The sequence below is a fragment of the Arthrobacter sp. CDRTa11 genome (assembly GCF_026427775.1).
Taxonomy (GTDB): domain Bacteria; phylum Actinomycetota; class Actinomycetes; order Actinomycetales; family Micrococcaceae; genus Arthrobacter.
In genome coordinates this window covers 1,127,539-1,146,696 of sequence record NZ_CP044532.1, presented here as the reverse complement: position 1 = coordinate 1,146,696, position 19,158 = coordinate 1,127,539, and the positions used below count along the sequence as shown (strand labels likewise).

The 19,158-nt window shown below is 66.0% G+C and carries 11 protein-coding genes; 8 read left to right on the top strand and 3 right to left on the bottom strand.

Annotation, left to right across the window (positions count from 1 at the left end):
• The first annotated feature begins 31 nt into the window (after positions 1 to 31).
• The 7 genes from F8G81_RS05255 to F8G81_RS05225 all read left to right on the top strand — a co-directional run bounded on the left by F8G81_RS05255 (position 32) and on the right by F8G81_RS05225 (position 7,614).
• The gene (locus F8G81_RS05255) at positions 32 to 916 is read left to right on the top strand and encodes an aldolase (RefSeq protein ID WP_267277955.1); all 885 of its coding nucleotides are present in this window, start codon (positions 32 to 34) and stop codon (positions 914 to 916) included.
• 97 nt (positions 917 to 1,013) lie between these two features.
• Complete coding sequence (locus F8G81_RS05250) at positions 1,014 to 2,300, top strand: ABC transporter substrate-binding protein (RefSeq protein WP_267277954.1); 1,287 nt, start codon at positions 1,014 to 1,016, stop codon at positions 2,298 to 2,300.
• On the top strand, positions 2,297 to 3,259 hold the full coding sequence (locus F8G81_RS05245; RefSeq protein WP_267277953.1) for a carbohydrate ABC transporter permease: 963 nt from the start codon (positions 2,297 to 2,299) through the stop codon (positions 3,257 to 3,259). The genes F8G81_RS05250 and F8G81_RS05245 overlap by 4 nt, the downstream gene beginning before the upstream one ends.
• Before the next feature lie 4 nt (positions 3,260 to 3,263).
• A complete protein-coding gene (locus tag F8G81_RS05240; RefSeq protein ID WP_267277952.1) occupies positions 3,264 to 4,079 on the top strand; it encodes a carbohydrate ABC transporter permease in 816 nt (271 codons plus the stop codon).
• Between the two features lie 38 nt (positions 4,080 to 4,117).
• Positions 4,118 to 5,557: an NAD-dependent succinate-semialdehyde dehydrogenase gene (locus tag F8G81_RS05235; protein ID WP_267277951.1), complete on the top strand. Its 1,440-nt coding sequence runs from the start codon at positions 4,118 to 4,120 to the stop codon at positions 5,555 to 5,557.
• On the top strand, positions 5,558 to 6,301 hold the full coding sequence (locus tag F8G81_RS05230) for a sulfite exporter TauE/SafE family protein (RefSeq protein ID WP_267277950.1): 744 nt from the start codon (positions 5,558 to 5,560) through the stop codon (positions 6,299 to 6,301).
• Between the two features lie 62 nt (positions 6,302 to 6,363).
• Positions 6,364 to 7,614 (top strand): AGE family epimerase/isomerase, encoded by a 1,251-nt coding sequence (locus F8G81_RS05225; protein ID WP_267277949.1) that lies wholly within the window; start codon positions 6,364 to 6,366, stop codon positions 7,612 to 7,614.
• A gap of 134 nt (positions 7,615 to 7,748) precedes the next feature.
• On the opposite strand, the gene F8G81_RS05220 is transcribed toward F8G81_RS05225, so the two are convergent.
• Together F8G81_RS05220 and F8G81_RS05215 are read right to left on the bottom strand one after the other, a co-directional pair.
• Entirely contained in the window at positions 7,749 to 9,047 is a 1,299-nt protein-coding gene (locus tag F8G81_RS05220) for an Nramp family divalent metal transporter (protein ID WP_267277948.1), read from the bottom strand.
• A 164-nt stretch (positions 9,048 to 9,211) separates the two neighbouring features.
• Positions 9,212 to 10,147: a dihydrodipicolinate synthase family protein gene (locus tag F8G81_RS05215; protein WP_267277947.1), complete on the bottom strand. Its 936-nt coding sequence runs from the start codon at positions 10,145 to 10,147 to the stop codon at positions 9,212 to 9,214.
• A 165-nt stretch (positions 10,148 to 10,312) separates the two neighbouring features.
• Here F8G81_RS05215 and F8G81_RS05210 point away from each other — a divergent pair, with 165 nt between their 5' ends.
• Entirely contained in the window at positions 10,313 to 11,350 is a 1,038-nt protein-coding gene (locus F8G81_RS05210; protein ID WP_267277946.1) for a LacI family DNA-binding transcriptional regulator, read from the top strand.
• 107 nt (positions 11,351 to 11,457) lie between these two features.
• On the opposite strand, the gene F8G81_RS05205 is transcribed toward F8G81_RS05210, so the two are convergent.
• A complete protein-coding gene (locus tag F8G81_RS05205) occupies positions 11,458 to 19,137 on the bottom strand; it encodes an immunoglobulin-like domain-containing protein (protein WP_267277945.1) in 7,680 nt (2,559 codons plus the stop codon).
• Positions 19,138 to 19,158: the final 21 nt, after the last annotated feature.

Here is a 19,158-nt window from a genome sequence, read left to right as displayed (position 1 = left end):
AGCTGTAACCCCTAGCTGAAAGAAGCAGCCCATGAGCCCCACCGACCTTTCACCCCTCCAGCGCCCGTCAGGCGCGTTCGCCATGCTCGCCGTGGACCAGCGCGAAGCCATGCGCAACATGTTCGCCGAGCATACCGACCAGCCCGTCACCGACGAGGACCTCCGCGACTTCAAGCTCGAAGCCGCACGAATCCTCACGCCCTACGCCTCCGGCATCCTCATCGACCGGCAGTTCGCCCTTGACCAGGCCATTGAAGCCGGCGTCGTGGACCCCGGCTGCGGACTCATCGCCTCCGCCGACCACTTCGAGTCCGCCCACGGCGAGCTCGTTGGCGAGGTCACCATCGACCGCCTCGTTGACCCGCACAAGTATGCCGCCCTCGGGGTGAAGGCGCTCAAGCTGCTGGTGCTGTACCGCCCGGACGAGCCAGCCGAAGGCCGCGTGGCCATGGTCCGCGAGTTCGTGGAACGCTGCCAGTCCGCCGGACTCATCAGCATCGTCGAACCCGTCTCACGCAAGCCCCTGGCCGGCGGCGAGTTCGACTGGAACGCCGGAATCCTTGCCGCGGCCAAGGAGCTCGGCAGCCTCGGTGCGGACCTGTACAAGGCGGAGGTCCCCTTCCACGGCCTGGCGCCCGAAGCCGACGTCCGGGCCGCGTGCGCCGAGCTCACCAAAGCCATCGACGGCCCCTGGGTGGTCCTGTCCTCCGGCGTGCCGGAGGACGTCTTCCCCGACGCCGTGCGGTGGGCCTGCCTGGAAGGTGCCAGCGGCTTCCTGTCCGGACGCGCCGTCTGGGCGTCCTGCATCGGCGCCCCCGACGTCGTCGAATCCCTGTCCACCGACGCCGTCCGGCGGCTGCAGCGCCTGTGCGCCGTGGTTGACGACGTCGTCTCGTCCCAGCGGACCAGCGCATAGGCGCTCCCGCAGCGCCAAAGCGTCGTCCTGACCGTGGCAACCCTTTTCCGCAGCCAAGTAAGCAAGGCACAGCAAAACACTCAACGAGGAGAATATTGTGAGTCAGATTTCACGCAGGCAGGCCATCGCAATTCTCGGAGCCCTGGGCTTCGGAGCCACCGCGGCGGCATGCGCCGGACCGGGCGGCACCACCACACCAGGCGGCGCCACCGGACCGGCCGCACCCGCCACCGGCGCCGTCACCGGCAAGGTGTCCTTCGCGCATTGGCGCGGCGAGGACAAGGTGGTGTTCGACGAGCTCATCAAGAGGTTCGCCGCCCTGCACGACGGCGTGGAGGTGGTCCAGGACATCTCCACCTCCAACGACTACAACGCCCAGGGCCTGCAGAAGGTCCGCGGCGCAGCCATCGGCGACGCGTTCGCCACCTTCCGCGGCGCCCAGTTCAAGAACTTCACCGAGGCCGGGATCTACTCCGAACTCAAGGGCAGCAAGGCCGCCGCCAACTACCAGCCGGGCCTGCTGACTGCCGGGCAGTCCGGCGACAGCCAGCTGGGCCTGCCGTACCAGGTTGTCTTCCCCATGCCCATGGCCAACGCAGACCTGTTCGATAAGGCCGGCGCCGAGATCGCCCCGAAGGACTGGGACGGCTTCCTGGCAATGTGTGAAAAGCTCGCGGCTTCGGGCGTCATCCCCATCTCCTGGCCCGGCGGCGACGTCGGAAACGGCGGCCAGCTGTTCAACTGCATGATCGCCAACAACGCCCCCGTTGACGACATGTGCGCCCAGATCGAGCAGGGCAAACTCAAGTGCACCGACGACTGGTTCCTAAAGATGCTGGGCCAGTACAAGGACCTGGTCCCGTACCTGCAGCCGAATGCCACCGGCACCGCTGTGGAGCCGGCGCAGAACCTGTTCTCGCAGGGGAAGGCAGCCATGCTGGCCACCGGCTCGTACCACATCGCCGCCGTCCGCGGCCTGGGCGCGGCGTTCCCCATCGAGCTGGTGTTCCCCAACACCTCAGACGGCAACGGCAAGTTCGAGGGCGCCTACAACGCCACGTTCATTCTGGGTGTCAACTCGGCGAGCAAGAACCAGGCCGCCTCCGCGGCATGGATCGATTTCCTCTCCGAGCCCGAGAACGCCGGCTACTACGCCAACCAGACAGCCCAGCATGTCGCGGTGAAGGATGTGGAGTACACCAACCCGGACCTGAAGCGGCTCAGCCCCTGGCTTGACAAGAAGACCGCCCTCGCCGCCCGGTTCCAGTTCCAGAACCTGGATGTCCGCAACGCCGTGGAAGCCAGCGCCACCGCCGTCATCTCCGGCACAAGCCCGGAGCAGGCGGCTGAGGCCGCGCAAAAGATTGTTGACGAACGGATATGAGCACCCCCACAGGAACGGCTGCCCAGCGCAAAGCGCCGCACAGCCCTACACGTACCGACACCGCCAAGGCGCGCCGCCGCTCTCCCACCCGGGTGAATCCGGCGCTGTATCTCTTCCCGCTCCCCGCCGTCGCCATCATCGCCTTCTTCCTGGTGATGCCCACCCTGCAGGCGTTCCAGTACGCCATCACGGACTGGAACGGCTTCTCGGCAGCGTTCAACTACGTGGGGCTGGACAACTTCGTCCGGGCCTTCACCAAGGACTCCCTGTTCACCAACGCACTGACGAACAACCTGAAGTTTGTGCTGATGGTGGTCATCGCCCAGACAGCGTTCTCGCTGATCCTGGCCCTGCTGCTGACGAAGAACTCCCGGGGCAGCATCCTGCTCCGCGCCCTGTTCTTCTTCCCCACCATCCTGTCCTCCGTCTCCGTGGCCTTCATCTGGAAGTTCATCTACGACCCCAACTTCGGCCTGGCCAACGCGGTCCTGGGCGGCGTAGGCCTCGAGGCCCTGCAAGGCTCCTACCTCGGCAACAATGCCCAGGCCCTGTACTGGGTGGCCGTCACGCAGGTCTGGTTCCACGCCGGACAGATGATGGTGGTGTACATCGCGGGCCTGCAGGCCATCCCGCGGGAACTCTACGAAGCAGCCGAAATGGACGGCGCCGGCCGGTGGCAGCAGTTCAAGTCCATCACCTGGCCGTTTGTGGCCCCGGCAACGTCCATCGTGGTGGCCTACACCACGGTCCAGTCGTTCAAGGCGTTCGATCTGATCCTGGGCATCGCCGGCAACCCGCCCAAGCAGTCTCTGGACATCCTCTCCACCCGCATCTACAGCACTTTTGCCAATTCGGAGTTCGGCTACGCCGCTGCCCAGTCGATCATCTTCATGGCGATGATCGCCCTGGTGACCTGGCTCCAGCGCCGCCTGCTCCGGCTGACCCCGAAGGGGGAATAGCAGCATGCTCGCCTCAATAAGCCGCCGCGCAATTCTCGGAATCTACGCGGTCATCATCATCGTCCCGCTGACCGTCGTGGGGTTCGGCAGCTTCAAGTCCACGCAGGAGCTCTTTGCAGGCCCGTTCAGCCTGCCGCAGTCCCTCTCCCCCGCCAACTACGCGGAGGTGATCGGCGGCCAGGACCTGGGTAGCTCGTTCTGGAACAGCGTCATTGTCACCGCCGTCTCCGTCCCGGTCACCCTCTTCCTGGCCAGCCTCGCCGGCTACGCCATCTCCAGGCTCAAGGGGTTTATGGCCTGGGCCATCTTCGGCTTCCTGGTCCTGGGCATGGCCATCCCCGCACAGGCCAACATGGTGCCGCTGTACGTCCTGTTCGGCCGGCTGGGGCTGCTGGACAGCCTCACCGGTTTGATCCTGGCCAACGTAGTCTCCACGCTGCCCATCGCCGTGTTCATCCTGGGCGGGTTCATGCGGACCCTGCCCAAGGAACTCTACGAAGCGTCGTCCATTGACGGGACCGGGCCGTGGCGGACGTACGTCTCCATCGCCCTTCCGCTGTCCGCACCGTCGGTGGCCGCAGCCGCGATCTTCCTGTTCGTGATCCATTGGAACGAACTGCTCTACCCGCTGCTGTTCATCCAGTCCCCGGGCAACCGGACCCTCCCGCTGGCGCTCCTCAGCTTTCAGGGCGAGTTCCAGACCAACTACCCGCTGCTGTTCGCCGGCGTCATCCTGGCGTCCCTGCCCGTGGTGGTGGCCTATGTCTTCCTGCAGCGGTACTTCGTTGCCGGCATCACCGCAGGTGCCAGCAAGGGATGAGCACTCGGGACCTCCCGTAGCCAAGAAAGGCAATATCGATGAACCTCAAATCAGCCCAGCACCTCGTCAACGGCAACTGGCACTCCTCCGGCACCTCCAAGGAGGTCACAGACCCAGGAAACGGCAGCACCGTGGGTGAAGTCGCCTGGGGCACTGCGGACGACGCCACGAAAGCAGCAGACGCGGCCGCCGAAGCTTTCGGCTCATGGTCCCGCACCACGGCACGGACCCGCGCCGACCTGCTCCGGAGCGCGGCTGAGCTCCTGGCCGAACGCCGCGATGAACTCGCCCACACCCTGGCGCTCGAGGCCGGCAAGCGGCTCCCTGAAGCCCAGGGCGAGGTGGACTTCTCGGTGGAGTACTTCCGCTGGTTCGCCGAGGAGGCCCGCCGTTCCACCGGCACGGTCAGCCCACCCGAACTGCAGGGCCGCCGCCACCTCAGCCTCCGCAAGCCCATCGGTGTGGCCCTCAGCCTCACTCCCTGGAACTTCCCGGTGTCCATCCAGGCCCGCAAACTCGCCGCGATGCTCGCGGCCGGCTGCACCGTGGTGGGCCGCGTGTCCGAAAAAGCACCGCTCGCCGCCACCGGGCTTTTCGAGGTCCTGCACGACGCCGGATTCCCGGCGGGCGTGGTCAACCTGGTCCACGGGCCCTCCAGGGAGATCACCGCGGCCCTGCTCCAGCACCGGGCCGTGCGCGCCGTCAGCTTCACCGGTTCCACCGGTGTGGGCCGGCAGATCATGGCTTCGGCCTCCGAGCGGGTGGTCCGGCCGCTCCTGGAACTGGGAGGAAACGCGCCCTTCATCGTGTTCGAGGACGCCGACCTGGACGCAGCCGTCGAAGGCGCGGTGCTGGGGCGGCTCCGCAACACCGGCCAATCCTGCGTGGCCGCCAACCGCTTCCTGGTCCAGGACAGCATCGCCGACGAATTTGCCAGCAGGTTGGGCGCCCGTTTCGATGCGATGAGCATCGGGCACGGCGTTCCCGACGGCGGCGCACCGGTTCCTGACCTGGGTCCGGTCATCGACGCCGAACGGGTGTCCGCCGTGCAGGCGCTCGTAGACGACGCCTTGGGCCGCGGCGCCCGCCGCGTGACCCAGCGCACCGAAGTTCCCGGGCAGGGCTCCTACATGGCGCCGACGCTCCTGGCGGATGTCCCCGACGACGCGCCGCTGGTAGGTGAGGAAGTGTTCGGCCCGGCCGCCGGCGTCGTGACCTTCGCCTCGGAGGAGGAGGCCATCCGGAAGGCGAACGCCACGGAAATGGGCCTTGCCGCCTACGTCTGGAGCGGCAGTCCGAAGCGGGGCTGGGACATCCCGGAGCGGCTGGAGGCCGGCATCGTGGGTGTCAACGATCCCCTGCCGTCCGTGGCGTTCGCGCCCATGGGCGGAGCCAAGCAGTCGGGCCTGGGCCGGGAAGGATCAAGCCTTGGCCTGGAGGAATTCGAGGAGGTCCAGTACGTGGCCTGGCGGCCTTAAGTGCTGACCACCGGGCTGGTGCTGGGCGCCGTGGTGATGGGCGCCGGGATGCAGCGAATCACGGGTATGGGTTTTGCCCTGGTGGCCGCGCCGTTCCTGGTCCTGCTGCTGGGGCCGGTGGAAGGCGTGGTGCTGGTGAACGTCTGCGGCGCCGTGACGGCCGGGGCCATCATCGTCCGCGTGGTCCGGGACATCGACTGGAAACGGTACGCGGCCCTGACGGCGTCGGCGGTGCTGGGGATTGTGCCGGCGGCCTTCCTGATCCGGCTTATCCCGCCGGCGGTCCTGGAGATTTCCATTGGGGTGATCCTCGCCGTGGGACTGACTGTCCTGCTGGTCCTGAAGTCCGCCACCCTGCCGGCCCGGCGCCGCTACCTCCTTACCGCAGGCGGGCTCAGCGGGTTCATGAACACTGCAGCCGGCGTTGGCGGACCTGCGGTGAGCATGTACTCCATCGCCACCCGGTGGCAGCAGAAGTCCTTCGCCGCCACCATGCAGCCGTACTTTTTCACCATCGGCGCATTGTCGCTGGTCTCCAAAGCTTTGACGGCGCCGGCAACGTTCCCATCGCTTCCTGCCGCAATGTGGGTAGCAGTGGCCGTGGCCTGCCTCGCCGGTCTGGTGCTGGGCGACGTGGCTGCCCGGTTCGTCCCAGCCCGCGCGGCACAGATCTTGCTGATCGTCCTGGCCTACCTGGGCGCGGCAGCCACCGTGGTCCGCGGCGTGCTCGACGCCGCCGGATAAACAGCCGTTGCCCCGTGGAACATACACACTAATTCGTACATGCACTTTAGAGAGGAAATAACATGACGTGGCTGGACAGTGCCGCTCACGCACGATGGCTGGAGGCAGAAACCGATCGGCTCATCAATTTCGCCAGGGGTTCAAAGGTCCCCACAGGATTCGGCTGGCTCGACAACAACGGCGAGGTATTTCCCGACAAGCCGACCCATCTGTGGATTACGGCGCGGATGGTCCATAGTTTCGCTGTTGCCGCCTTGATGGGACGGCCGGGTGCTGCGGCACTCGTTGACCACGGCATTGCCGCGCTCAACGGAGGTTTCCACGATAATGAGTTCGGCGGTTGGTACGCCGAGATCGACGACAAGGGGCCGGTGAACGACACCAAGTCCGGCTACCAGCACTCCTTCGTGCTCCTCGCTGCTGCCAGCGCCGCAGCGGCTGGGCGCCCCGGAGCCCGGGAACTACTCGATGAGGCGCTCCGCATTGCTGACATGAAGTTCTGGGACCACGAAGCCGACATGTGCTTCGACTCCTGGAACCGCGATTTCTCGGAGACCGAGGCTTACCGGGGTGGAAACGCGAGCATGCACTCAGTCGAGGCGTACCTCATTGTCGCTGATGTGACCGGGGAGAACCGCTGGCTTGAACGGGCCCTCCGGATCGCCGAGGTGCTCATCCACCAGTTTGCGCGCAACAACAACTACCGGGTGTTCGAGCACTTCGACTCGGACTGGAACCCGCTGCCCGAATACAACACCGATGACCGGGCCAGCCAATTCCGGGCGTACGGCGGAACCCCCGGCCACTGGGTTGAGTGGGCGCGCCTGCTCCTTCACCTCCGTGCCGGACTGGAGGCCCGCGGCCTGGAAGTCCCGGGATGGCTGCTCGAAGACTCAAGGGGCCTCTTTGATGCCGCCATCCGCGACGCTTGGGAGCCGGACGGCCATCCTGGATTTGTCTATTCAGTCGACTGGGAAGGCAAGCCGGTTGTCACCTCCCGCATTCGCTGGGTTCCTGCGGAGGCTATCGGGGGCGCAGCAGCCCTCTACATAGCCACCGGTGACAAGAAATATGCCGACTGGTACGAGCGGATCTGGGACCACGCCCGCGACTGGTTCATCGACTACGAGCACGGATCCTGGAAGCAGGAGCTCGACGAGAACGGCAATGTCACCTCGACAGTGTGGTCAGGCAAGGCTGACATATACCACCTGTGGCACTGCCTGGTGGTCCCGCGCCTTCCCCTGGCGCCGGGGCTTGCGCCCGCTGTTGCGGCAGGTTTGCTGGACGCACGGCTGAGGGCAAACGGATAAGGCAAGGAACCTGGCTGCCTGCGCCAAAGACCCTTGATAGGTGACAGGAGCTGATCAGGCAGCAAAGTGGCGATGCCCCTGAAGGCATCGCCACTTTATGTATTGCTGACAATGTTCGTCAGGCCGTGGCGGCATCAGCCAATCAGCACGGTGATCAGCCGTACGGATGAGGCGATGATGGCCACTAGGCCGATGGCACCGAAAAGGTTGTGCCACCATTTGTTGCGCAGCGACCCCATGATGGAGGTTCTGTTGGCCATGATGAAGAGCAGGACGCCCAGCAGAGGTGCAATGAGGACTGTGAGCGACTGCGCGATCACAATGAGGCCGACCGGCGAGGATTGGAACGAGAGCGTGATCACCAAGCCGAAGGCCAGGATGATTCCCGTGACGATCCGGGCCGTGGGCGAACCGGCCTTTGCTCCGCGGCCGAGGGCGTCGGAGAGCATGGTGCCGCCGGCGGTGGCGTTGGCGATCATGGACGAGAAGGCAGCTCCGGAGAGGCCGAGGGCGAAGAGCATCGCCCCGACTGGGCCTGCCAGCGGTGTGAAGATGGAGGCGAGGGCGTTGATGGTTCCGGCTTCGGCTCCGGTTTTGCCGAGGACTGCTGCGGCGACCATGATGACGAGGGCGGTCATGATGCCGGGGGCGACGATGCCGGGGATCGTGTCCACAAGGGTGATGTCGCGGTAATCGGCACGGGTGCGGCGGTGTTCCTTGATGCCGTAGGAGGTGTAGAACGCGGCGTTGATGGAGAAGTTCGTGCCGACCAGTGCCACGATGAGGATTTCACTGCCTGGCGGCAGTTGCGGGACCATGCCCGCCATGGACCGGTACCAGTCGGGCTGGGCGACGACGGTGCTGGCGATGAATGCGATGCCCATGAGGACAACGATGACCAGGAGCGCCTTCTCCACGATTCCGTAAACGTTCCGGAAGGCCAGCACAATGCCGACGGCTATCGTGCAGACGACAGTCCAGAGGACCGGGGAGCCGCCGAAGATCAGGGAGAGACCAAGGCCGGAGCCGACGGCGTTGCCGACGGAGAACATCAGCGTGATGCCAAAGACGCCGAAGCCGGCGAGGACACCCACCCATTTACCCAGGTGGTCTTTGATGGAGGCGATCAGCGAGGTGGGCGTCACGATCCCCAGCCGGACACTCATGTCCGTGAAGAAGATCATCAGGACGGTGGAGACGGCGATAACCCAGACCAGGCTGTAGTCGAAGCGGCTGCCAGCCTGGACGGCGGTGGTGAGGTTGCCGGGCCCGAACTGCCAGGCTCCCACCACAAACGCCGGCCCCATCAGCGCCAGATAACCAAGGAACGTCCTGCGCTTGGCAGGCGCAGCCAGGGCTGCGTTGTCTTCGTGCGCGACCATGTGTCCTCGTTGCTTATCCGGTGAGGGGATGGTCTTATTCTGCTCGCTCATTGCGAGTACTCCTTCTCCAGCGGCATTGCTGGGGGTCGTCGTTGACCGATGGTGGAGAGAAAACGTTGTGGCGATGGATGGCGGACGGCTTGTCCGCCATCCATCGGGGTCCTGCAGAGGCCTCAAACAAGAGGCGCCATGTGGAGGTGGTTGTGCAGGAGGCCTTAGGCAGGAACGGTGACGGTGCCCAGGTTTGCTGACCTGAGGGCAAGTGCGATTTCATCGCCGGCGCCGGGTGCCAGGGGAAGCAGCGGCGGACGGACGGTGGCGTGATCCAGAATGCCGCGTGCAACAAGCCCTTCCTTCAGGGCTACGGTGCCTTCCATATGCGATCCGCGGTGGTAGACGTTCTTGGTCACCGGCAGCAGGCGGTCGTGGATGGCACGGGCGGCTGCATAGTCCTTCGCCTTGCCGGCGGCGATGAGCTCAACCAGCGGCTCGGGTGCGAGTCCGCCGTAACCAACCAGTGCACCGTCCACATCGAACATGGTGTGCAGCAGGTACTCGTCATGGCAGGTAAGGATCTGCAGGTCCGGATAAGTGGCGCGCAGGACCGGGATTTCGGTGTCCCAGCGCTTCATGTTCCGGACGCCGTTCTTGGTGGCGAAGACGCCTTCCTGGCCCGCAATCTCAAGCTGGGTTTCCAGGTCATAGGTGGCTTTGGTGGCGTCCGGGTACTGGAAGAGGATCAGCGGGAGCCCGGACGTTTCGTAGATTTCCTTGTAGCGGGTCTGCGGTGCGCCCTGCTGGTATCCAAAGCGGAGCCAGCCGTGTGACGGGTAGACCAGGCCGGCCTCGGCACCGGCGTCGACTGCGCGCTTGGCCTCAAGGGCAGCGACGGTGTTGCCCTCTCCCGTAATGCCGGCGATGATCGGGATTTCGCCGTTGACGGCGTTCTTGAACTCGCGGATGACAAGCGCCTGCTCGTCCTGGGTCAGGAAGGTTCCTTCGCCGGCGTGGCCAAGGACTACGAGGCCCTTGACACCCTCAACGCTTGCCAGCCATCCGCCGAGGCGGTGGATAGCGTCGACGTCGACGCTGCCGTCGCGGTTGAACGGGGTTACGGGTGCGGGTACAAGCCCGCGGAGATCGATGGTCATGAGAGCTTCCTCTGTCTTTGTTGGTCGTTCTCCCCGCGATAAGGTGAGAACGTTTGCGGGAACGTTTTCATTGTGCGACGTGCTCCAGCTCACTGTCAAGGGCCTGCTGCCGACCAAGGAGGAAATAGAGTGTCTTCTAGGACGATCGCGAACAGGAGAACACGTATGGAACCGGCTGCCCCCGGCACGAACGTCACACTGAGGGATGTTGCTGCCGCCAGCGGCGTGAGCCTTTCCACTGCGAGCCGTGCCCTGGACGAAAGGGGCACGGCGCCGCGCTCCGCTGCTGCCGTCCACGTCCGGAAGGTGGCCGAGGAACTGGGCTACCGCCGAAACTCCTTCGCGTCGAGCCTGCGCCGGGGTGAGACGAGGACGCTGGGAGTGTTGGTCCCCCGCCTCAGCGACACCGTGATGGCCCTGATGTTCGAGGAACTGGAGCGCGCGGCCTCGGACCGCGGCTATTTCGCCATGGTGGCCACCAGCGGGGATGACCCCGATGACGAACGGCGGGCCGCGGAGACCCTGCTTGACCGCAACGTGGACGGGCTGATCCTGGCCACGGCCCGCCTTGACGACGAACTGCCTAAGCTCCTGCGGCAGCGGGGGGTTGCCCACGCATTGGTGCTCCGCACGGATGGGGTCAGCCCTTCGGCGCTCGGGGATGACGAAGTAGGCGGATACCTTGCCGTTCGGCACCTCATCGACCTCGGACACCAAGACATCGCGGTGGCGACCGGCCCGTCCTTTACCTCCACCGGAATCGCCCGTCTCGCCGGGGCACGCCGCGCCCTGGCCGAAGCGCAGATTTCGCCGCAGGAAAGCTGGCTGCTGGCCGCCGGCTACGGCATCGAACACGGATACTCAGCCGGCGAAGCACTCCTGGGCGAAAGTGCGAAAAGGCGTCCCACCGCCATTTTCGCCGCCAACGACAACCTTGCGATGGGAGTCATCGCCGCAGCCCACCGCTACCAGGTCACCGTTGGGAAGGATCTGGCCCTGGTGGGTTACAACGACATCCCCCTGTCGTCACGGCTCGCTACTCCCCTGTCGTCGGTACGCGTACCCTTGGACCAGATTGCCGGCAACGCCATCGACCTCATCGTGAACCCTGGCAGGGAGCCGCACATCCGCAAATCCATGCCAACGCTGATCCCCCGCGCTTCCAGCGGATCGCCTCAACGTCCTTCAGGGTCTTCCGGCTAGCCAGTCTGCCCAGCGAACGGAAAATCCAGCGAACGGAAAGTGGGGCATGCGGCGCTGCCGCATACCCCTCTCCCCTCGCTTTTGTTAGCGGCAGGCCACTCCTGCGCTCACCTCTTCACAGTGACGCTGACTGTTGCCACCGGCTCCCCGTCGCTCCCGGTTGCCTTGATGGTCAGCGACCCCAACGGAGTAGTCACGGGAATCTGAAGGGTGACTTTTCCGGTTCCCTTCACATCGGTGAAAACGGTGCCCAGGTTGGTGGCTCCGGCCGAGAGGACAACCTGGTCCCAGCGGTCGAAGCCGGCCACCGTGAACGTCAGCGAGCCGCCGGGCTTGACCGTTCCGGCGCTGGCCTTCAGCGACGGTGCCACATCCGGCGTGATCTTCACCGATGTGGTGCGGATCCTGTCTGCGTTACCGGCCTCGTCGAAGGACCGGTAGCTGACCACGTAGTCGCCGCGGGTGGCGATGGTCAGCGGCGAGCCCGCCGCTATGGTGGTCCACGCCCCGAGGTTGAGCCGGTATTCGATCCTGGCGACGCCTGACAGCGAATCCTGGGCCGAGAACATCACTGTCACCGGGTTCCGCGGAGTGCCGGTGCCCGAGGCCGGAGAGGTGACGGCCGCCGTCGTCGGCACGATCTTGTCAATCTTCACCGCCACGCTGCCGGCCGAGCCGCCTATCACCACGCTGCCCGTCAACAGCCGGTGGTCAACGGTATGCGGGCCGGACGCCGAAATGGTGAACGGCTGGGCCGCCGCCTGCCAGGCACCGCCGTCAAGGCGGTACTCGGCTGCCGTCCCTGAAGGCGCGGTGATCGCCACGCTGACGTCCTTGGCGTACCACCCCTCCGCGGATGGCTGGCCACTGGAGGTCAGGGTCACTGCCGCCTTGGGCGCCGCCTTCGCCGGCACCAGTGCGGACTGGGCGGGGCTCACATTGCCCGCCGTGTCCACCGCCCGGTACTCCACCGTGGCGGCACCGTCACCCACCGTCACCGTTGTGCTGGCACCGGCCGACGACGTCCACGGCTCAGCGTTGTTGACCCGGTACTCGAGGCCGGCCACACCGGAACCTGGATCCGCGTCGGCACCGTTGACGGCGACCGTGCGGGCCGCACTGTCCACCACCGCTGACGCCGAGGGAACCACGGTATCGATCCTGATCTCCCGGTCCACGACTGCGGACATATTGCCGGCCGCATCCACGGCGCGGACCTTCAGCGCCGGGCTTGAGTCATTCAGCTGCACGGGGGCGAACACGTCCCAGGTGAGGCCACCGTCGCGGCTGGCTTCGATCAGGGGCGCCACCCCGCTGTCATCCGAAGCCGAGGCCGTAACGCTTACCGTTGACTTCCACCACCCGTTGGACCCGTCCGGCGCGTCGGGAGCGACGGCCACGGTGAGCACCGGCGCGGTGGTATCAGGTGCGGCGATGGTGACCGTCGCTGTCTTGTCCGCCGAGGCGTTGCCTGCACCGTCAGTGGCCCGGTAGGCCAAGGCGTGGCTGCCCGCCCCGGAAACCGGGAACAGTGCCGTGTACGTGGTCCACGGACCGCCGTCGAGCGAATATTCTATGGCAGCCAGCCCTGAACCTCCGGCGGCGTCGCTGCCGGACAGCGTCACCACCACAGGGCCAAGCGAGGTGCCGCCCTGATCGTCGAACGCCGCCGAAACCTGCGGTGGCGTCACGTCGCGCCGGACGTCAAGGGTGGTGACCGCTGACTGATGTCCGGCCGCGTCTGTGGCCCGGACCTCTACAGTGGAGCTGCCTTCGCCGAAGCCGACGGCGGCCGAGTACGGCAGCCAGGCACCGCCGTCGACCCTGTATTCGATGGTCACGGCCGAATCGTCGGTGGCGGAAGCCACCAGGGCAACGTCCCCGGTGTACCAGCCGTTGCTGCCGGTGGGATCAGCAGGGTTCAGTCCGGCGGTCAGCACGGGCGCCGCTGAATCCGGCACGACAACCTTGACCTGCACATTCTTGAACTGGTCCGCGAGCTCTTCGGCCGGAGCCATGTTCAGGATCGGCTGGCCGTCGGCCGCGAAGTGAACAGTTGCCGCCCGCGCATGCCGGCCCGGATCGAACAGTCCGCCGTCGCCCTGGTCGCCCGGCCCGGAAACTTCCCCAATGGTCCGCGAGTGGAACACGATCACCGGGTTGCCGTACTCGTCCACCGTGAAGGAGTTGTGGCCCGGGCCGGCCTGGCCGGGAACGTCAGCGGTCTGCAGGATCGGGTACGGGTTCTTGGTCCAGACTGATGGGTTCATCAGGTCGGAGCCCTCGGCGGCGGACAGCAGCCCGACGCAGTAGGCCGCGTCCACGGTGGCCGCCGAGAAGGTGATGAACACCTTCCCGTCCTTCTTGATAACGGCCGGGCCCTCGTCCACGGACTGGCCGGCGTTCTTCTCCCACGCCATGGTGGGCGTGGAGAGCAGGATGGATTTGCTGGTCAGCTGGGAGGGGTCGGCGGGGTCGATGGTGGCCATCCGCAGCGTGGAGGCACCGGGCTTTTCGGCCCAGACGACGTAATGCTTGCCGGCATTCTCGAAGTACGTCATGTCCAGCGAGAAGCCGCGGAATGCCTCCGTGTCGCCGGCGGCGGGCTTCATCCGGCCCAGTTCGCGCCACTTGCTCCGGTCCATCAGGTCCGTGCCGTCCAGTTTCAGCACCACAGGCCGGATGCTCCACACGCTGCCGTCCACACTGGCGGTGAAGAACATGTACCAGCTGTCACCCACCTTGTGCAGCTCGGGCGCCCAGACGTACCTGTTGAGCGCAGAGGTGTTCTCGTCCCAGATGGTGACCTCTGGTGCAGTGCCCAGTCCGGCAATGGTGGTGGCGCGGCGCAGGGTCACGCGGTCGTAGCCGTCGGGATCGCCGCTGCCCACCATCGGGTAGGAGGCGGTGAAGTAGTAGTACCCGTCATCGCCGCGGATCACGTCCGGATCGGCCCGCTGGGCCACGAGCTTCTCGGGGTAAGTGGGCCGCTGCACCGTTCCGTTGACGGTGTAGGTCCCCGCCTTGCCGGATTCGACGGCGGATTCGACGGCGGCCATATCGGCCGCGTTCCACTGGACACCCATCGTGGTGGTGGAGCCGTTGTTGTACCGCACTTCCGACGTCGTGGGCAGCGTGAGCTGCCCGCCGCCGTCGGGCGTGACATCACTGAACGGGGCAACGCCGGTGTTGAAGGGACGGCTGTACTTGGCAAAGACCCTGTCATACTCGGCCTTTGTGACGCCGATGGACGACGGCTCCAGGGCGCCGGCGGGGAACGTACCCTGGGCCACCACGGGGACAGCCGGCACCTCCACCGGATCGGTGAACGCAGCGAAGTCCTTGGTACTGACCTGGTAGGTTTTGCCGTCCGTCTTGGACACAAAGGTCAGGCGGTAGGCAGCGATGCTGTTGTCGTACTTCACCGCCACCGACGCCGCCGCCAGGTTCCTGGAGTTGAACGCCACCAGCCGCTCCCCGGTGAAGGTCACCAGGTCAGCCGAGTCGTAGACGTAGATCGAGGACGAGTTGCTGTCCACCGTGGCCACCAGGCCGAAGGAGCCGTCCGCCTTCCGGAATACTACGGGCGAGCCAAACTTGACCGCACCGATCGTCGGGTAGAGGACCGGGCGGCCGTTGTTCAGGCCCGCGTAGTTGCCGGCGATTTCCGAGCCTGTACCTTGCGAGGACGCGAGGTGCAGGGCATCGGTGCGGTCGGTATTCCCCGACTGGATGTAGGAGCCGATCCGCCCGCCGTCCGCAGCCAACACCTTCACCGTGTACGTGCGCACCTCGGTCAGGCCGTTGGCGGCGAACGTCGCCGTCAGCGTGAGCGTGGTCTCGGCGGCGGGCCGGCTGACTTTGCCGGCGGTGGAGAGCACCGCCGGGTCCGAGGACTGCCAGGAGACAGTAACGTTTCCGACGGCGGCTGCCAGGGTCACGTCCTCCGCGACCACCGGGAAGGCCGGGTTGAAGGTGTCCGCCACCAGCAACAGGTCCTTCTGCGGGGTGTTGGCCAGGACGGTGAAGGTGAAGGAGCGCGTGGTGGTCTGGCCGGCCAGTTCGAGCGTGGCGGTCAGGGTAACCGTCACGTCGTCGGTAGCCGGACGGGTGACCTTGCCGGTTCCGTCCAGGTGCGCCGGATCCGAACTGGCCCACGTGATCCTGGAGCCCTTCGCCCCCGCCGGCGGCAGGGTGAGGTCCGCATTGACGGTGGCCGGTCCCAGGTTCAGTGCGGCGGCGTCGGCGTCCAGGGCGGCCTTGGCCACCGCCGGATCCCCTGCGCCGGTGTAGTAGGCGTTCGCCACGTCGGCGTCGGAGAGTGCGGTGCTGAACACCGACACATCCCGCACTCCGCCCTTGTAGAAGTTGTCCGGGTAGGTGGACCGTCCGACATAGGCCACCAGGTTGGTACCGAAGTCCGTCACGGTCCGGGTGGTGGGTACTGTCCCGATCTTGGTGCCGTTGTAGTACCCCGTGATGGAACCGGGCTTGATAACGGTGGTGTACAGGCCCCACTCGGTACCGGTGGCCGGGCCGGGGATGCCCTTGGACGCGGTGGTTGGCGAGATGCCGGCCTCGGTCCCCCACGGCGCTGAGGGTTCGTTGCCGTCGGTGATTACTGACTTGAACAGGCCCTGCTGATTGCGGGGGTTGAGCAGCCAGTACTGGGCCGGCGGCGAAGCGGCGGAGCCGAAGAACATGGCGGCGTAGTTTCCCGAGCCCGTCTCGTTTTTCAGCCACGCGGAGATGCTCAACGTGTTCTGGCCGTCAAACATTCCGGTGGGCAGCTTCACGTGCGCAGCCGCACTGCCGGCAGAACCGCCAGGCAGAGTCAGCTCCTTGCCGGAAATCGTAGCCCCGCTGCCCACTATGGTGGCGGTTTTGCCGTTGCCCGATGCGTCAGCCACCGAGGTGCCCACCACCGAGGAGAAGTCATACCGCGCCAGCAGTTGCGTCCCCACAACGGCCGGTGACGACTTCGGCGACGCCGCGGAGTCACCCACGGCATTCGTGGCCACCACAGCAGCCTGGTAGCTGCCGGCCGGCAGGTCCGCGAAGCGGTGGGACGTGGCGGAGGCGTCCGCCTGGGCGGTCCGGTGGACGGCGCCGGCCGAGGTGTAAAGGGTCACGGTGTAACCGGTGATGGCAGAGCCGCCGTCGCCCGGGGTGACCCAGGAAGCGGTCAGTGAGCTGCCGTCGGCTGTCAGCGACGGTGCGGCCGGCGCTGCCGGGGCAACCGCCTGTGCGTTCTGCGCAACCACTGTCAGCTGGTACTGCCGGGTGATGGTGCTGTTGCCCAGGGTCAGCGTTGCGGTGAGAGTCACCGGAACGTCGGCGCCGCTGGGACGGTTGACCTCGCCCGTGGTGGAGATCACCGCCGGGTTTGACGATGCCCAGCTGATGGCTGATCCCTTGGCGCCGCTGGTGGGCAGGGTGAGGTTGCCCGTCACCTGCGTGGCGCCCAGGTTGATGGCATTGGCATCGGCCTGGAGGGCGGCGTCGACGACGGCGGGGTCCACCGTTTTGAAGTAATAGTCCTTGATCTGGTCTGCTGTTTTCGCCGTGCTGTGGACCAGCACGTCCTTGACCCCGCCCTTGTAGAACGGGTCGGGGTAGGAGGACCGGCCGATGTAGGAGACCAGGCTGGTGCCAAAATCACTCACCTTCCGGGTGGTGGCGACGGTGCCTATCTTGGTGCCGTTGTAGTAGCCGGTGATCTGGTTCGGCTCGATCACGGTGGTGTAGAGCCCCCAGGAATTGTCCGTCAGAGGACCTGCAATGCCCTGGGCCGAGTTGGTGGGAGAGATGCCGGCTTCGGTGCCCCATGGCGCGGAGGTGCTGTTCCCGTTGGTGATCACGGATTTGAACCTGCCCTGGGAGTTTCGGGGATTTAGCAGCCAGTACTGGCTCGGCGGGTTGTTGGGTCCGCCGAAGAACATGGCGGCGTAGTTCCCTGAGGCAGTCTCGTTCTTGAGCCACGCCGAGACAGTCAGCGTGTTCTGGCCGTCGAACGTTCCGGTGGGCAGCTGGACGTAGCCGGCGCTGCTGCCGGCAGCGCCGCCCGGCAGAGTGAGGACGTCCCCTGCCACCGTTGCACCGGTGCCCTTGATGGCACCGTCACGGCCCCAGGGAGACGAGTCGGGCACCACTGTGCCGGTGGTCTTCGAGAAGTCGTAGTGCAGCAGGGTGTCGCTGCCGGCCGGGATGACCGAAACCGTGGCGGTGGCCGTCAGGTCGGTTCCGGTGACCGCGCCGGTCACTGTGACGGTGCCTTCGCGGGTGTAGTAGTCCGCGGGGGCCGGAGCGTTCCAGGACACCGCGAGGTCCCTGGTGCTGTTGTCGGCGAAGGTCACCGTTGCTGTCCGGGGCAGGGCGGCAGGAGTGCCCACCACGGTGGAGATTTTGACGGGGGCAACGGCGTTGGCGGCGGGCAGGTAGGCACCCATGAGGGCGCGCTGCTCTGCCGCGGTGATGGGCATGATGGTGCCGTGGCGCGGGGCCGGGGACGGCAGGGAGTAGCCGGTGGGAACGGACCAGCTGGCGTTCTGCAGGGTCTTGGAGAACAGCGGGATGTACTTGCGTCCGCCGAACTCGTCAACGAAGAGGTAGTAGCCGGGGCCGTTGACGTCGCCGTCGTTGGCCTTGAACACTGTGGGGCCTTCGACGGCAGCGGTTCCGGCGCCCTTGCCGATGCAGGTGGCGTCAAGCTTCCAGGTATCGGAGGTGGCCGAGGTGACGGTGGTGACGGCGGTCAGGCTGGTGGAGTGCTCCTGCATGATGTCCAGGCAGCCGGTGGACTGGGCTTCGTCCTTGGTGAACCGGTGGTAAACGCCGTTCTCGCCAATTACCGTGCTGTCGATCCTGGACTTGCCGGTGTTCTGCCATACCTTGGCGGGGGTGAACGTGACGAAGTCGCGGGTGGTGGCGTACAGCATCTGGTTGGGCTGGCCCTCGCTGTGGTCCGCGGTGTTGTAGAGCTTGGAGGCCCAGAACACCACATATTCGCCCAGCGTGGGGTCGTAGTAGGCCTCGGGAGCCCAGGTGTTGCCGGCGTTGTCCGGGGACACCTTCACGTGGCGCTGCTCGGACCAGTTGACCAGGTCGGTGGACTCCCAGATCTCCATGTACTGGCTGCCCTGGCGCTGCGAGGCATCCCAGGTGGTGCCGCTGCCGATCGAAAGATCGGTGGCGATCATGTAGAACTTGTCGCCCTCCGGGGAGCGGACGATGAACGGATCGCGCAGTCCCTTGGTGCCCATCGTGGAGGCCTTCACCGGCTGGCCGCCGTTGAGGGTGAGCCAGTTGCGTGCGTCATTGCCGTTGCTGGCACCGAAATAGATCTTCTCGCCCGCGATGGAGTCGCCGGTGAAGTAGGGGAACATGTACGCCTCGAACTTCGGCGTCTCCGGGAGGGCAGGAACGACGGCGGTGAACGCCTTGGTGGTCACGGCGTCGTTCTTGGTGATCAGCGCCGTCAGCGTGACCTGGTCAGTTGGCTGGCCAGTTGCGGGGCGGTGAACGATGCCGCTCGGGTCCACCACCGCACTGTCCTCCGAAGCCCAGGCGATGGTTGTCTCCTGCGGGCCGGTGGTAGGCAAGGTCAGGTTTCCCCGGACGTCGCCGATGTTGGTGACCGCGAGGGCTCCCGCGGCTGCCTGCACGGCCGCTTCGTCCTCGGGGGTGACAGCGAGCGCCGGTTGCGCCGGGGCGATTACCAGTGTGGAGGCAATGCAGAAGGCCGCAATGGTTGACGCCATCCGTAGCCAGGTACCGCTCGGTGTCATGAACACTCCTCTGTGTTTGAC

Excerpts from the sequence above, each read along its gene's own strand:
- F8G81_RS05210 (WP_267277946.1), top strand. The coding sequence starts at position 10,313 with ATGGAACCGGCTGCCCCCGGCACGAACGTCACACTGAGGGATGTTGCT.
- F8G81_RS05235 (WP_267277951.1), top strand. The coding sequence starts at position 4,118 with ATGAACCTCAAATCAGCCCAGCACCTCGTCAACGGCAACTGGCACTCC.
- F8G81_RS05245 (WP_267277953.1), top strand. The coding sequence starts at position 2,297 with ATGAGCACCCCCACAGGAACGGCTGCCCAGCGCAAAGCGCCGCACAGC.
- F8G81_RS05225 (WP_267277949.1), top strand. The coding sequence starts at position 6,364 with ATGACGTGGCTGGACAGTGCCGCTCACGCACGATGGCTGGAGGCAGAA.
- F8G81_RS05240 (WP_267277952.1), top strand. The coding sequence starts at position 3,264 with ATGCTCGCCTCAATAAGCCGCCGCGCAATTCTCGGAATCTACGCGGTC.
- F8G81_RS05215 (WP_267277947.1), bottom strand. The coding sequence starts at position 10,147 with ATGACCATCGATCTCCGCGGGCTTGTACCCGCACCCGTAACCCCGTTC.
- F8G81_RS05220 (WP_267277948.1), bottom strand. The coding sequence starts at position 9,047 with ATGAGCGAGCAGAATAAGACCATCCCCTCACCGGATAAGCAACGAGGA.
- F8G81_RS05205 (WP_267277945.1), bottom strand. The coding sequence starts at position 19,137 with ATGACACCGAGCGGTACCTGGCTACGGATGGCGTCAACCATTGCGGCC.
- F8G81_RS05255 (WP_267277955.1), top strand. The coding sequence starts at position 32 with ATGAGCCCCACCGACCTTTCACCCCTCCAGCGCCCGTCAGGCGCGTTC.